This window comes from Streptomyces bikiniensis (genome assembly GCF_000716625.1).
Classification (GTDB): Bacteria; Actinomycetota; Actinomycetes; order Streptomycetales; family Streptomycetaceae; genus Streptomyces; species Streptomyces bikiniensis.
Genome location: NZ_JNXJ01000005.1, coordinates 1 through 13,154 on the forward strand (window position 1 = coordinate 1; position 13,154 = coordinate 13,154).

Genomic DNA, 13,154 nt, shown 5'->3' on the forward strand with positions numbered 1-13,154 from the left:
CCTAGTCTCGTGGGCTCGGAGATGTGTATAAGAGACAGACCCCTCCCACCGCCCCCACCGAGGAGCTCTCGGCATGACCGGATTCCTCTTCGAGCTGACGTTCTACCTCGCGGCGCCCGTCTGGTTCCTGATGATCCTCGCGCCCCGGTGGCGGTTCACCGAGCGCATCGCGGCCTCACCGCTGACCGTCCTCCCCCTCCTGGTCCTCTGGGCGGTGTCGGCCGCCCCGGTGCTGCCCGAGTTCTGGGCAGCGGTCGGCGCTCCGGACCTCGACGCCTTCCGGGACCTCGCGGCGCTCGCGAACGGCGCCGGCGCGATCTGGGCCCAGGTCCTCGCCTGGGACCTGCTGCTCGGCCAGTGGATGTACCGGGAGGGCCGGCGCCTGTCCGTACCGCCCCTCCTGATGGGTCCTCTGCTCTTCCTGACGATCCTCCTCTCTCCCGTCGCCCTGCCGATCTTCCTGGTGGTCCGCGCCCTCTGGACCGCACGCGCACGGCACGGGGAACGCGACCCGGCCCCCGCACCGGCGTGAACCGGCGGCTCCCCGCACCCTCCCCCGAGCCGTGGGGAGTCCGAACTCCCCGACTACGCTGGCCCGATGACGGACATCGACCGCGCCGTGGGCGCAGTCCTGGGCTCCGCCGCGGGTGACGCCCTGGGCGCCCCCTTCGAGTTCGGCCTCCCCGGCGTCTTCCGGGAACGCTTCCCCGAGGGTGCCGGCGAGCTGTGCGGAGGCGGCGGCTGGGACCCGGGCGAGGCGACGGACGACACCCAGATGGCCGTTCTGCTCGGGGAATCGCTCCTCGAACGGGGCGGCCTCGACCTGCCGGACGTCTTCGACCGCTTCCGGCGCTGGGCGGTGGCCGACCCCAAGGACATCGGCCTCCAGACCGAACAGGTGCTCCTCGGCGGCGACCCGTGGGACCTCGCCGCCGCCCGCCACTTCCAGGTCAACACGCACGCCGCCGGGAACGGTTCGCTCATGCGGGCCGCCACCTCCGCCGTGTACTTCGCGGGGCGGGGCCGCGCGGAGACCATGGACGCCGCCCGCCGCATCGCCGCCCTGACCCACGGCGACGGCGCGGCCTGGGAGGGTACGGCGGTCCTCCACGAACTGGTCCGGGTCGCCCTCCTCGGCGGGGACCCGCTCGCCGCCCTGCCCGCCGCCCTCACCGAAGTGGCCCCCGCCCACCGGGACCGGTGGGCGACGGTGCTCGCCCCGGACTGGCACCCGAACGACGCGACCGAGTTCAACGGCGCGGTCTGGCCCTGCCTCGGCTCGGCGGTGTGGGCGCTGCGCACCACCCGCTCCTTCGAGGAGGCGCTCGTCGCGGCGGTCGACCTGGGTGGCGACACCGACACGGTGGCGGCGGTGACCGGCACCCTGGCGGGCGCGGTGTACGGCGCCGTCGCCGTCCCCGCCCGCTGGCTGCCCGTCCTGCACGTCCCCCTTCCCGGCTTCGGCGGCCGCGTCCTGCGCGCCGACGACCTGCGGGACCTGGCGAGGGCCCTGGTCTCGGCCGGCTGAAGGCCCGAACCGGTCGCAGGCCCGGCCGTAGGCCCCATCACAGGCCCGGTCCCGGTCTCACTCCCGGTCCAGGCCCAGGTCCAGGCCCAGGTCCAGGTTCGGGTCCAGGTCCAGGTCTCAGCCTCTGGCCCGGACCGTCGCCAGCACGTCGCGGTCCGGCTGGAGGGTGAGGCTGGGGACCGGGCGTATCCCGTCGGCGGTGACGTCCAGGTGGAAGCGGCGGGCGAGGACCGCGAGGACGAGGACCGCCTCGACGAGGGCGAAGCGGGTACCGAGGCACACGCGGGGACCGCCGCCGAACGGGAACCAGGCGTACTCGGGTATCTCCTCCGTCCCCTCGGCCGGTCCGGCGCCCTTCCCCTCCTCCAGGTCTGCGGTCAGCCAGCGCTCGGGGCGGAAGGCCTCGGGGTCTCCGTACCAGCGGGGGTCCCGGTGGGTGACCCACTGGCTGGACCAGACACGGGTGCCGACGGGGACGGGGGTGCCTCCGACGGTGGCGCCCTCCTTCGCCAGGCCGGTGATGAGCCAGATGGTGGGGTAGAGCCGCAGGGTCTCCTTGACGACGGCCTGGGTGTAGGTGAGGGAGGCGTAGTCGTCGTATCCCGGTTCGTGGTCGGCGAGGACCCGGTCGAGTTCTTCGGTGAGGGCGTCCCGGACCCGGGGGTCGCGGGAGAGCAGGTGCCAGGCCCAGACGAGGGTGGAGCTGGTGGTCTCGTGGCCCCCGATGTAGAGGGTGACCGTCTCGTCGCGGATCTCCCGGTCGGAGAGGCGGGCGCCGGTCTCGTCCCGGGCGGCGAGGAGCCGGCTGAGCAGGTCGGGGCGCTCGGTGTCGCCGTCGCGGTGGCGGGAGACGATCCGGGAGACCTCGGCGTCGATGACGGCCGTGGCGCGTTTGATGCGGGCGCGTCCGGGAGTGGGGACCCAGTCGGGCAGCAGGGCTCCGATGCCGCTGAACTCGGCGCCGATCTCCTTCTGCGCGACGTCCATCGCCCGGCCGATGGACTCGGCGTCGGCGGCCGTGTCGACGCCGAAGATGGTGCGGACGGCGATGAGCTGGGTGAGGGCGGCCATCTCCCTCTTGACGTCGATCCGTTCTCCGTCGGTCCACCGGTCGGCGAGGTCGACGGCGCATTCGGTCATGGTCGCCGCGTAGGAGCGGACCTGCTTGGGGCGGACGGAGGGCTGGACGAGGGAGCGCTTGCGCCGCCAGTCGGCGCCCTTGGCGACGACGACGCCGTTGCCGAGGAGGGTGCGGAAGGCGATGCCGAGGTCGGGCTGGTCGAAGGTGCGCTCGACCTCGGTGAGGAGTTCGCCGATGTTGTCGGGGTGGGCGATGAAGAGGGCGTGGCTGCGGCCGAAGCGCCAGCGGACGAAGTCCCCGCGGTCCCTGAGCTGTTCGAAGAAGGCGAGGGGGTCCTTGCCGAAGGCGGGCAGGTTGCCGAGGAGGGGCACGCCCCGTGGTCCTTCCACGAAGGCCGCCGGCTTCTGGGCCGAAGTCCCCGTCGGTCGTTCTCCGTCGCGCGCCCGGGCATCCGGACCTGTGTGTACGGCCATCCGCTTCCCCTCCCCAACTGCCCTTCCCTGCATGTGAGTCCATGCAAGCGGAAGGGTCGGGCTCCGCGCCACCCCTGTGGACGACGGCCTGTGGACAACGGCGGTGAGAACACGACGGAGGCCGGGGCCCGTGGCATGATCGCCATGGGCTCCGGCCGGAACTCACCCGATGGGGTGAGGGCGGTCAGCCCACTGAGCTGTAGGCGACGACGCCCCGCAGCAGCGAGTCGACGGCCTTGCGGGCGTTCTTGGCGACGGTGCTGTTCTCCTTGGGAGCTGCGGCGGCGATCTGTCCGAGGACGTCGATCACCTGCTTGCACCAGCGGACGAAGTCTCCGGCGGGCATCTCCGCCTCGCGGAGGACCTGGTCGAGGCTCTTGTCGGAGGCCCACTGGTAGGCCGCCCAGGCGAAGCCGAGGTCGGGCTCGCGCTGGCCCACGCCTTCCGCCTGGTTGATCCTGAACTCCTCTTCGAGGGCGTCGAGGCGTCCCCAGATCCGGACCATCTCGCCGAGTGCCGCCTTGGCGTTGCCGGTGGGCAGCTTGGGCGCGACGGCGTCGTCGGCCTGGCGGGACTCGTACACGAGGGCGGAGACGCAGGCGGCGAGTTCGGGCGGGGTGAGGCCTTCCCAGACGCGGTCGCGGAGGCATTCGCTGGCCAGCAGGTCGAGTTCGCCGTAGAGGCGGGCGAGCCGCTTGCCGTTGTCCGTGACCTCGTCGCCGCGCAGGTAGTCGAGTTCGGTGAGGAGCGCGACGATCCGGTCGAAGGTGCGGGCGATGGTGTTGGTGCGGCCCTCGATGCGCCGCTCCAGCTGCCGGGTGTCGCGCTGGAGGCGGTGGTAGCGCTCGGCCCAGCGGGCGTGGTCCTCGCGTTCGTCGCAGCCGTGGCAGGGGTGGGCGCGGAGGGCGGTGCGCAGCCGGGCGATCTCGCGGTCGTCGGCGGCGGCGGAGCGGTTCTTGCGGTGCCGCTCGGGGTTGATGTGGCCGGCCTTGCTGCGGAGTGCGGAGGCGAGGTCGCGGCGGGACTGCGGGGAGCGCGGGTTGAAGGACTTGGGGATCCTCATGCGCTCCAGTGCCTCGACCGGGACGGGGAAGTCGATGGAGGCGAGTCTCTTGACCTGCCGCTCGGCGGTGAGGACGAGCGGGCGGGGTCCGTCGTGGTGCTCGAAGCCGCGGTGTCCGTTGGTGCGGCCCGCGGGGATGCCGGGGTCGAGGACGAGGGCGAGTCCGGCGAACTTGCCGGTGGGGACGTGGATGACGTCGCCGGGCTTCAGCTTCTCCAGGGAGCTCGCCGCCTGGGCGCGGCGCTGGGCGGCGCCCTGCTTGGCCAGTTCCGTCTCGCGGTCCTTGAGTTCGCGGCGGAGCAGCGCGTACTCCTCGAAGTCCCCGAGGTGGCAGGTCATGCCCTCGCGGTAGCCTTCCAGGCCTTCTTCGTTCTTCTGGACCTGGCGGGAGATCCCGACGACGGAGCGGTCGGCCTGGAACTGCGCGAACGAGGTTTCGAGGAGTTCGCGGGACCGGTGCCGGCCGAACTGGTCGACGAGGTTGACCGCCATGTTGTACGAGGGCTTGAAGCTGGAGCGCAGCGGGTACGTGCGCGTGCCGGCGAGTCCGGCGAGGTGGCCGGGGTCGAGGCCGCGCTGCCAGAGGACGACGGCGTGTCCTTCGACGTCGATGCCGCGGCGTCCGGCACGGCCGGTGAGCTGGGTGTACTCGCCGGGGGTGATGTCGGCGTGCTGCTCGCCGTTCCACTTGACGAGCTTTTCGAGGACGACGGACCGCGCGGGCATGTTGATGCCGAGGGCGAGGGTCTCGGTGGCGAAGACGGCCTTGACGAGGCCGCGGACGAACAGCTCCTCGACGACCTCCTTGAAGGTGGGGAGCATGCCCGCGTGGTGGGCGGCGATGCCCCGCTCCAGGGCTTCGAGCCACTCGTAGTAGCCGAGGACGTGGAGGTCTTCGGCGGGGATGGAGGCGGTGCGCTCCTCGACGATCTCGCGGACCCGTCGGCGGGCCTCGTCGTCGTTGAGGCGGAGTCCGGCGTGGAGGCACTGCTGGACGGCGGCCTCGCAGCCGGCGCGGCTGAAGATGAAGGTGATGGCGGGCAGCAGGCCCTCGGCGTCGAGGCGGTCGATGACCTCGGGCCGGCCGGGGGTCCAGATGCGGGAGCGCTGGCGGCGCTCGCGCTCGCGGTCGGCCTCGCGGACCATCTTGCCGCGCCGCCGGTCGCGCGGGTTGTACGTGCGCGTGTTCTCGGTGCGGGCGAGGCGGAGGAGGTCGGGGTTGACCTCGCGGCGGGAGGCGCCGCGGCCGCCGTGGTCGGTCTCCTCCTCGAAGAGGTCGTACATCCGGCGTCCGGCGAGGACGTGCTGCCAGAGCGGTACGGGGCGGCTCTCGGAGACGATGACCTCGGTGTCGCCGCGGACGGTGTCGAGCCAGTCGCCGAACTCCTCGGCGTTGGAGACGGTCGCGGAGAGTGAGACGAGGGTGACGGATTCGGGGAGGTGGATGATCACTTCCTCCCAGACGGCACCGCGGAAGCGGTCCGAGAGGTAGTGCACCTCGTCCATGACGACGTATCCGAGGCCGGAGAGGGCCTGGGAGCCGGCGTAGAGCATGTTGCGGAGGACTTCGGTGGTCATGACGACGATCGGCGCGTCGCCGTTGACGCTGTTGTCCCCGGTGAGCAGGCCGACCTTGTCGGCTCCGTACCGCTTGACGAGGTCGGCGTACTTCTGGTTCGACAGCGCCTTGATGGGGGTCGTGTAGAAGCACTTGCGGCCCTGGGTGAGGGCGAGGTGGACGGCGAACTCGCCGACGATGGTCTTGCCGGAGCCCGTGGGCGCGGCGACGAGTACCCCCTTGCCCGCTTCGAGGGCCTTGCACGCCTCGATCTGGAAGGGGTCCAGGTCGAAGTCGTACATCTCGCGGAAGGGGGCCAGCGCAGTGGCTCGCTCGGCGTTGCGGGCGAGGGCGGCCGCGTACGCCTCGGCTGGTGTGAGGTCCTCTGTCATCGTGTTGTCGAGCCTACCCGCCACCTCTGACAGTGACGCGATCTTTATCGCGGGACGTGGGGCGGCGGGGAGGGTGCCGGGGCGGCTGCGGTCAGGCGGGTCCGGGGGCGGCCGGGGCGAGGACGCGCAGGGCTCCGGGGACGCACTCCACGGCGAGGGGCAGCGGGCCGAGGGGCTCGCCGTCGGCGTAGCCGGTGGTGTCCGGGGCGTCGAGGGCGAGGGTGCGGGTGCGGTACGTGGTGACCTTGGGGTGGTCGAGGTGTGTGCCCTTGTAGACGCGGGGGAAGACCTTGATCAGGGTGGTGCGGTCGCAGTCCCCGACGACCGTGACGTCGAGGAGGCCGTCGTCGGTGCGGGCGTCGGCGCAGATCCGCATGCCGCCTCCGTAGGAGGTGCCGTTGCCGACGGCGACGAGGGTGGCGTCGACCTCCACGATCCGTCCGCCGTCGAGGGTGAGGCGGTAGGGGACGGGGCGGAAGGCGGCGAGTTCGGCGAGGATCGCGAGGTCGTACTTGAAGCGTCCGGCGGGAACGCGCATGCGGTTGCCGCGGTCGTTGACCCGGGAGTCGAAGCCGGACGCGAGGACGGTCGCGTACCAGCGGGTCCCGGCCTCCGGGATGGCGGTTCCTGCGGTGGTGGTTCCTGCGGCCGCGGCCCCTGCGGCTGTGCTCCCGCCCGTGACGCGGCCGAGGTCGACGGCCCGGCCGCCGGTGTCCTTCAGGGCCGCGGCGGCGGCGCGGGCCGCGGTGGCCGGGTCGCGGACGGGCAGGCCGAGGGTGCGGGCGAAGTCGTTGCCGGTGCCCGCGGCGACGATCCCGAGGGGGACGGAGGTTCCGGCGACGACCCGGAGGGCGAGGGAGACCATGCCGTCACCGCCGACGGCGACGAGGGCGCCGGTGCCGTCCGCGACGGCCTCGCGGGCGCGTCGCAGGGCGTCGGCGGCGTCGTGCCCGAGGACGGTGCGGACGGTGAGTCCGGCGTCCCGCAGGGCGTCGAGGGCGGGCCGGGCGGCCTGGGCGCCCCGGCCGCGGCCCGCGGTGGGGTTGACGAAGAGGGTGATGTCGCTGGTCATCGGTGGTCCCCCCGGACGGAGTCTGGGGGGACCCTACAAGATCAGGTGATGTCGTCGTAACCGTTGAGGCGCCGGACGCCGCCGTGGTCCCCGGTGGCCTGCTCGGGCAGGGCGCGGGGGGCGTTCACGGGCTCGACGGCACCGACCGTCTCGGGGGTGAGGTCGAGCACGGAGGCCTCGTCGTCGTCGAGCCCGGCGTCGGGGTTGTTGCGCCTGCGCCGCCGGTCGTTGAGGAGGGAGAAGCCGACGGCCCCGAAGTACAGGACGGTGATGGGCCCGGCGAGGGCGATCATGCCGACGGGGTCGGTGGTGGGGGTGATGACGGCGCCGAAGACGAAGACGCCCATGATCACGCCGCGCCACCAGCCGGCCATGCGGCGGCCGGTGAGGACACCGGTGAGGTTGAGCATCACCAGGACGAGCGGGAGCTCGAAGGCGAGGCCGAAGACGAGCACCATGCGCAGGGTGAAGTCGAGGACGTCGCCGAGCGAGAGGATGTTCGCGGAGCCCTCGGGCGTGAGGCTGATGAGGACCTTCACGCTGATGGGGAGGATGAGGTACGCGAGGTAGGCGCCGGCGGCGAAGAGCGGCACGGCCGCGCCGACGAAGGCGTACGTGTACTTCTTCTCGTTCTTGTGCAGTCCGGGCGCGACGAAGGCCCACAGCTGGTACAGCCAGATCGGGCTGGCGACGACGAGGCCCGTCGTCAGCGACAGCTGGATCGTCGTGCTGAAGGGGGCCATCAGCGTGTTGAAGGAGACGATCGCGCAGTTTCCGCCGTTGCTGGTGACGTCCGGCGCGCAGGTGGGCACCGACTTCGTCAGGAACTGCATCAGCTCCTCGCTGTACACGAGGGCGACGATCGTCACCGCTGCGATGGCGAGGAGGCCCTTCGCCATGCGGTTGCGGAGTTCGCGGAGGTGCTCCACGAGGGGCATCCGGCCCTCGGGGTCCTTCTCCTGCTTGCGGGCAGACTTGAGCAACCCACGTCCTCATCTCGTGCGGCAGCCGCCGCCCGGTGCGGCGGCCGCGGCGGACCGGGTCAGCGCTTGGTGGTGTCCGTGGGCTCGGTCACGGGACGCGCGCTGGTCACGTCGCCGGGAGCGGCCTGGATGGTGCGCGGGGCGGGCTGGTCCGGCGTTCCGGTTCCGGCGTGCGGCGGGTCGGCGGGCGCGCTCTGCTGGTCGTCGGACTTCATCGCCTTGGCCTCGCTCTTGAGGATGCGGGCCGACTTGCCGAGCGAGCGGGCCATGTCCGGGAGCTTCTTGGCGCCGAACAGCAGGATGATGACGACGAGAATGAGGATGATCTCGGTGGGGCCGAGCCTACCCATAGCTTTTACCTTCTTCACCGAGGCGACATGGTGTGCGTGCCCGGCGGGTCGGACAGGTGTCCGGCCACCGCGCTGTCTGCGATCGTAACCCGCAGGAGTAAACGGGGGGCAATGCCCGTGCGTACTCCCGATTGCGTCCCGCGCGCCTGGCCGGGGCCGCTTCCCGCAGCGTACGGCACAGGTTCAGCGGAGCGTCTCGCCGGTGCGGGCGAGGCCGGTGGCGGCGTCCTCCAGCTCTTCGGCGGCCCGGGTGATCCGCTCGGTGGTGCGGGCCACTTGGCGGCCGAGGCGCTGGACCTCCAGGAAGACCTTGACGGCGAGGACGCCGAGGACGGCGAGGCCGAGGAAGCCGAGGGCGATGGCGATCATGGGCCAGAACATGGGACGAGCCTAGACGTTGGGCGGCGGCGGCCGGTTCGGACGGGCGGCGGTTCAGACGGTGGTGTGGAGGCGCAGCGTCCGGACGCCGCCGCCGGTGAGGAGTTCGACGATGCGCTCGCCGGCGGGCTTGCGGACGGAGCTTCCGCATGCGGGGCAGGTGAAGGAGTAGAAGGTGGTGCGGCGGCTGGCCCCGATGGCGAGGCGCAGGGCGTTGGCCGAGAGTTCGAAACGGGAGCGGCAGTCGGGGCAGGCGGCCTTGAAGAGGACCGGGGCCACCGTCGCCGCAAAACCGTGCATCACGGACATCTCCCTCATCTCTCCCACTCCCGATCCCTTCATCCCACCGGCCTGAAACCCACCGGTCCGAGCCCTACCGGCCCGAGCCACTCCAGTCCGAGCCCTACCGGTCCGAGCCACTCCAGTCCGAGCCCTACCGGCCCGATCCCTACCGGTCCGAGCCACTCCGGCCCGAGTTCCACCGGCCCGAGCCACTTCGACCCGAGCTCCACCGGCCCGAGCCACTCCGGCCCGGAACTCACCTGCCTGGAACTCACCGGCTCGCGGCTCTCCGGCCCTCGGCGGTCCGCCCGCCGGACCGTCCCCGCCGTGCCTCACTCGCTCTCGTACGCGGCGAGCGCGGCCGCCGCCGCCGTCCTGGCGCTGTCGGCGAGCTCGGCCGGCGCGACGATGCGCCCGTCGCTGCCGAGCCGGAGCGCGAGCCTGCGCAGCGAGGCGGGGTCGGGCGTCCGCAGGGTGATCCGCAGGCCGCCGTCGGGCAGCTCGTCGGCCCGGTCGTGCGGGTAGTACTCGGCGACCCACCGGCCGCCGGGGCCGACCTCGACCACGACCTCGGGGTCGTCGGCGGAGGGCTGGACCAGGTTCTCGGAGAGGTCCCGCAGCTCCAGCTCCGGCGGCGCGGCGGGCTCGTCGAGGAGGCGGATCTCCGCGACCCGGTCGAGCCGGAAGGTGCGGCGCGCCTCGGAGAGGCGGCACCAGGCCTCCATGTAGGTGTGACCGACGGCGAAGAGCCGGATCGGGTCGACCTCGCGCTCGGTGAGCTCGTCGCGGGCGGGCGAGTAGTAGCGCACCCAGAGCCGGCGGCGCTCGGAGATCGCCCGGTCGACCTCGGCGAAGACCCCGCCCTCGGCCTCGAAGGTCACCGAGAGCCGGGCACTGGCCCCGGCGGCCTCGCCGGCCGCGGCCTCCAGCTTGGCGGTGGCGCGCAGCAGGGCCTCCCGGTCGCTCTCGCGGAGGCCCGGCAGGGTGGCGACGGCGCGGGCGGCGACGAGCAGGGCGGTCGCCTCGTCGGCGGCGAGGCGCAGCGGGGCGGCGACGTCGTCGGGGTTGTGCCACCAGATCCGGTCGCCGTCGGTGTCGATGTCGAGGAGGTCGCCGCCCCGGAAGCTGGTGCCGCACATGGGCAGCACGTCCAGGTCGGAGATCAGCTCGTCCTCGGTGATGCCGAAGGCGCGCGCCACGTCGGCGACGTGGGCGCCGGGGCGCTCGCGGAGGTAGGTGACGAGGGAGAGCATCCGCCTCGTCTGGTCGATCGCGTTGGCAGCCATGCGTCCGTCTCCCCCTCAGCCCTTGGCCACGGCGCGCAGCCGGTCCACCACGTCGGCCCGCAGATCGGCCGGTTCCAGTACGACGACGTCGGGGCCGAACTCGACGAGCCAGGCGTCGAGGCCGTGCCCGTACGGGATCTCCAGCTCGTCCCAGCCGTCGGCGCCCTCCCGCACGGACTGGGCGCGGGCCCGCAACGGGTAGCCGGCGCCGGCGCGGAGCCGGATGCGGGCGGAGCGGGTGGCGGTCTCGCCGGCCCAGCTCTCGACGGTCTCCCGCACGGTGACGACGTCGGGCACGGGGGCGGTGAAGGCGCCGGCCCGGGAGCGGACCTTGCCGGTGATCCGGGAGAGGCGGAAGACGCGCTCGGCGCCGCGGTCGCGGTCCCAGCCGGCGAGGTACCAGTGGCCGCGCCAGCATTCGAGGGTCCAGGGCTCGACGTGGCGGGTCTCCGGCCGGGCGGCGTTGGCCTTGCGGTAGTCGAAGACGACGGGCCGCCGGTCGCGGCAGGCCAGCATGAGGGGCTCGAAGGCGGCCTCGCGGACCGGGATGCGGGGTTCGAGGGCGCTGGGCTGGACGTCGTACGAGTCCTCCGCCTCGGGCATGCCGGCGGCGCGGAGCTTCTGGAGGGCGCCGCTGGCGGCCCCGGCGAGGCGGGCCTGCTGCCAGACCTTGGCGGCGAGGCCGAGCGCGGCGGCCTCCTCGGCGTCGAGGGTGATGGGTGGCAACCGGTTGGAGTCGCGGCGGGCCAGGTAGCCGGTCTCGCCGTCCAGGTTCTCGACGGTCTCGATGACGAGGCCGAGTTCGCGGAGGTCGTCCTTGTCGCGCTCGAACATGCGGTTGAAGGCGTCCTCGCCGCTCGCTTCGAGGTACGCCTCGATGGAGCCGCGCAGTTCGCGCTTGCTGAGCGGGCGGCGCGTCCCGAGCAGGCACAGCGCGAGATTCATCAGCCGCTCGGACTTGGCAATCGCCATCGACGCCCCGCACCTCTTCCGCCGGTTGCACTTCTCGGACGTCCGACCGTACCGCCCCGGGGTCCCGGGAACCAAAGCCGAGGGCCCCCGCCGTGGACGGCGGGGGCCCTCGGTGCCTCGTCGGACCGGATCAGCGCTTGCCGACGGCCACGAGGTCACAGACGAAGATCAGCGTCTCGCCGGGGGCGATGGCGCTGCCGGCACCGCGGTCGCCGTAGGCGAGGTGCGCGGGGATGACCAGCTGGCGGCGACCGCCGACCTTCATGCCCTGGACGCCCTGGTCCCAGCCCGCGATGACCTGGCCGACGCCGAGCTGGAAACCGAGCGGGGTGCCGCGGTTCCAGGAGGCGTCGAACTCCTCGCCGGTGGAGAAGGCCACGCCCACGTAGTGGACCTGCACGGCGTCGCCGGCCTCGGCGACCTCGCCGTCGCCCTCCCAGATGTCCTTGATCTCCAGGTCCTTCGGCGGCTCGCCACCCGGGAAGTCGACCTCGGGCTTCTCGATGCTCACTGCTGTGTGCTCCTTCTTGTGGTGCGTCGATCCGGAACAGTCTCACAGATCGGTGATCGGATCGGTGATGCCGGTGATCGGATCGGTGAGGGGATCGACGATCAGGCCCGCGATCGGGCCGGTGATCGGGCCGGCGATCGGGCCGGCGATCGGGCCGGCGATCAGGCGACGCCCAGGATGTCGACGGAGAAGACCAGGGTGTTCTTCGCCAGCTCGCTGCTCGGGTTGGCTCCGTAGCCCAGTGCCGGGGGGATCACCAGGAGCACGCGGTCACCGACGTTCTTGCCGACCAGGGCCTTGTCCCAGCCCTGGATGACCGCTCCGGTGCCGATCTGGAAGGCGGTGGCGCCCCCGTGGTCCCAGGAGGAGTCGAACTTCTTGCCGTCCTCCCACTTCACGCCGGTGTACTGGGCGATGAGCCCCTGGCCCGCCTCGACCTTGGGGCCGGTGCCCTTGATGAGCACCTGCTCCTTGAGCTCGGTGGGGGCCTTCTGCCCCTTCGGGATGGTGATCGTGGCGGCGGCCTGGGAGGGGGCCTTCACCTCGGGCATCCCGGCCGCGGGCGCCGCCTGGGTGCCCTTGGCCTCGGCCTTGGAGTCGACCGTGGCGGCCCCGGCGACGTCGACGACCCAGACGAGGGTGTCGGTGGCCTTCAGGCCCGACTGCGGGTTCAGGCTCTCGCCGACCAGGTCGCCAGCGGTCCCCTGGACGAGGAGGCGGGAGCCGACCTTCTTGCCCTCCACCGCGTTGAGGACCTTGTCCGGCAGCTGCTGGCTCGGCTGGCCGAGCCGTTCGACGGCCTGCGGGTGCGTCCCCTTGGCGGCGGGCGTCTGCTGGGCCCACGTGCCGCCGAGCGGCTTGTCCTCCTGCCACTTCTCGACCGTCCAGTCCAGCCTGACGAAGTCGCCCTTCTTGACCGTCGCCCCGCTGCCCTCCGTCACGGTCTCGATCACCGTCTTGTCGGCGGCCTTGGCGTCCTTGGGGACGACGACGTCGGGCTGGGCGCCGAACTTCCCCTTGACCTCGGCCACCGCGCCGTCCGAGGAGCCGCCCTTCTCCGAGTCCGAACCGCACGCGGCGGTGATCAGCAGGACGGGCACGGCGAGGAGCGCGGCGATACGTCGCTTCGTGTTGTAGTTCATCAGTCCAACTGGGAGTCGGGGCCATGGGAACGCCCACACTCTACGGTGCGGCCCCTGCCCCGCAGGGGTTCTGCCGCACCCCG

At 72.4% G+C, this 13,154-nt stretch carries 13 protein-coding genes; 2 read left to right on the top strand and 11 right to left on the bottom strand.

What is annotated here, in order from left to right; all coding sequences use genetic code 11:
• Positions 1-73: 73 nt before the first annotated feature.
• Both OO47_RS04350 and OO47_RS04355 read left to right on the top strand, forming a co-directional pair.
• Positions 74-532: an ABA4-like family protein gene (locus tag OO47_RS04350; RefSeq protein WP_030213143.1), complete on the top strand. Its 459-nt coding sequence runs from the start codon at positions 74-76 to the stop codon at positions 530-532.
• Between the two features lie 66 nt (positions 533-598).
• Entirely contained in the window at positions 599-1,528 is a 930-nt protein-coding gene (locus tag OO47_RS04355; protein WP_030213140.1) for an ADP-ribosylglycohydrolase family protein, read from the top strand.
• Between the two features lie 117 nt (positions 1,529-1,645).
• Here OO47_RS04355 and OO47_RS04360 read toward each other — a convergent pair whose 3' ends face one another.
• The 11 genes from OO47_RS04360 to OO47_RS04410 form a co-directional block, all read right to left on the bottom strand.
• Positions 1,646-3,082, bottom strand: a complete 1,437-nt coding sequence (locus OO47_RS04360) for a cytochrome P450 (RefSeq protein WP_407696281.1) — start codon at positions 3,080-3,082, stop codon at positions 1,646-1,648.
• A gap of 184 nt (positions 3,083-3,266) precedes the next feature.
• Positions 3,267-6,095 carry a DEAD/DEAH box helicase gene (locus tag OO47_RS04365; RefSeq protein WP_030213137.1) on the bottom strand — a complete coding sequence of 943 codons (2,829 nt, stop codon included), beginning with the start codon at positions 6,093-6,095 and terminating at the stop codon, positions 3,267-3,269.
• A 91-nt stretch (positions 6,096-6,186) separates the two neighbouring features.
• Positions 6,187-7,167, bottom strand: a complete 981-nt coding sequence (locus tag OO47_RS04370) for a diacylglycerol kinase (protein WP_030213135.1) — start codon at positions 7,165-7,167, stop codon at positions 6,187-6,189.
• Positions 7,168-7,208: 41 nt separating this feature from the next.
• The gene (tatC, locus tag OO47_RS04375) at positions 7,209-8,105 is read right to left on the bottom strand and encodes a twin-arginine translocase subunit TatC (protein ID WP_199812270.1); all 897 of its coding nucleotides are present in this window, start codon (positions 8,103-8,105) and stop codon (positions 7,209-7,211) included.
• A gap of 104 nt (positions 8,106-8,209) precedes the next feature.
• Positions 8,210-8,500, bottom strand: a complete 291-nt coding sequence (gene tatA, locus OO47_RS04380) for a Sec-independent protein translocase subunit TatA (RefSeq protein ID WP_030213125.1) — start codon at positions 8,498-8,500, stop codon at positions 8,210-8,212.
• Positions 8,501-8,683: 183 nt separating this feature from the next.
• Positions 8,684-8,881 carry a hypothetical protein gene (locus OO47_RS04385; protein ID WP_030213123.1) on the bottom strand — a complete coding sequence of 66 codons (198 nt, stop codon included), beginning with the start codon at positions 8,879-8,881 and terminating at the stop codon, positions 8,684-8,686.
• 51 nt (positions 8,882-8,932) lie between these two features.
• Positions 8,933-9,196 (bottom strand): CpXC domain-containing protein, encoded by a 264-nt coding sequence (locus tag OO47_RS04390; RefSeq protein ID WP_033208068.1) that lies wholly within the window; start codon positions 9,194-9,196, stop codon positions 8,933-8,935.
• Between the two features lie 296 nt (positions 9,197-9,492).
• Entirely contained in the window at positions 9,493-10,446 is a 954-nt protein-coding gene (locus OO47_RS04395; RefSeq protein WP_030213119.1) for a helix-turn-helix transcriptional regulator, read from the bottom strand.
• 15 nt (positions 10,447-10,461) lie between these two features.
• Positions 10,462-11,418 carry a helix-turn-helix transcriptional regulator gene (locus OO47_RS04400; protein WP_030213117.1) on the bottom strand — a complete coding sequence of 319 codons (957 nt, stop codon included), beginning with the start codon at positions 11,416-11,418 and terminating at the stop codon, positions 10,462-10,464.
• 130 nt (positions 11,419-11,548) lie between these two features.
• A complete protein-coding gene (locus tag OO47_RS04405) occupies positions 11,549-11,929 on the bottom strand; it encodes an FKBP-type peptidyl-prolyl cis-trans isomerase (RefSeq protein WP_030213114.1) in 381 nt (126 codons plus the stop codon).
• 161 nt (positions 11,930-12,090) lie between these two features.
• Positions 12,091-13,071, bottom strand: coding sequence for an FKBP-type peptidyl-prolyl cis-trans isomerase (locus OO47_RS04410; protein ID WP_030213109.1), 981 nt, complete (start codon positions 13,069-13,071; stop codon positions 12,091-12,093).
• Positions 13,072-13,154 lie beyond the last annotated feature (83 nt).

Bases quoted from the DNA above. Each gene is read 5' to 3' on its own strand.
- OO47_RS04395 (WP_030213119.1), bottom strand. From the start codon at position 10,446: ATGGCTGCCAACGCGATCGACCAGACGAGGCGGATGCTCTCCCTCGTC.
- tatA (WP_030213125.1), bottom strand. From the start codon at position 8,500: ATGGGTAGGCTCGGCCCCACCGAGATCATCCTCATTCTCGTCGTCATC.
- tatC (WP_199812270.1), bottom strand. From the start codon at position 8,105: ATGCCCCTCGTGGAGCACCTCCGCGAACTCCGCAACCGCATGGCGAAG.
- OO47_RS04365 (WP_030213137.1), bottom strand. From the start codon at position 6,095: ATGACAGAGGACCTCACACCAGCCGAGGCGTACGCGGCCGCCCTCGCC.
- OO47_RS04350 (WP_030213143.1), top strand. From the start codon at position 74: ATGACCGGATTCCTCTTCGAGCTGACGTTCTACCTCGCGGCGCCCGTC.
- OO47_RS04390 (WP_033208068.1), bottom strand. From the start codon at position 9,196: ATGAGGGAGATGTCCGTGATGCACGGTTTTGCGGCGACGGTGGCCCCG.
- OO47_RS04410 (WP_030213109.1), bottom strand. From the start codon at position 13,071: ATGAACTACAACACGAAGCGACGTATCGCCGCGCTCCTCGCCGTGCCC.
- OO47_RS04355 (WP_030213140.1), top strand. From the start codon at position 599: ATGACGGACATCGACCGCGCCGTGGGCGCAGTCCTGGGCTCCGCCGCG.
- OO47_RS04370 (WP_030213135.1), bottom strand. From the start codon at position 7,167: ATGACCAGCGACATCACCCTCTTCGTCAACCCCACCGCGGGCCGCGGC.
- OO47_RS04385 (WP_030213123.1), bottom strand. From the start codon at position 8,881: ATGTTCTGGCCCATGATCGCCATCGCCCTCGGCTTCCTCGGCCTCGCC.
- OO47_RS04360 (WP_407696281.1), bottom strand. From the start codon at position 3,082: ATGGCCGTACACACAGGTCCGGATGCCCGGGCGCGCGACGGAGAACGA.
- OO47_RS04400 (WP_030213117.1), bottom strand. From the start codon at position 11,418: ATGGCGATTGCCAAGTCCGAGCGGCTGATGAATCTCGCGCTGTGCCTG.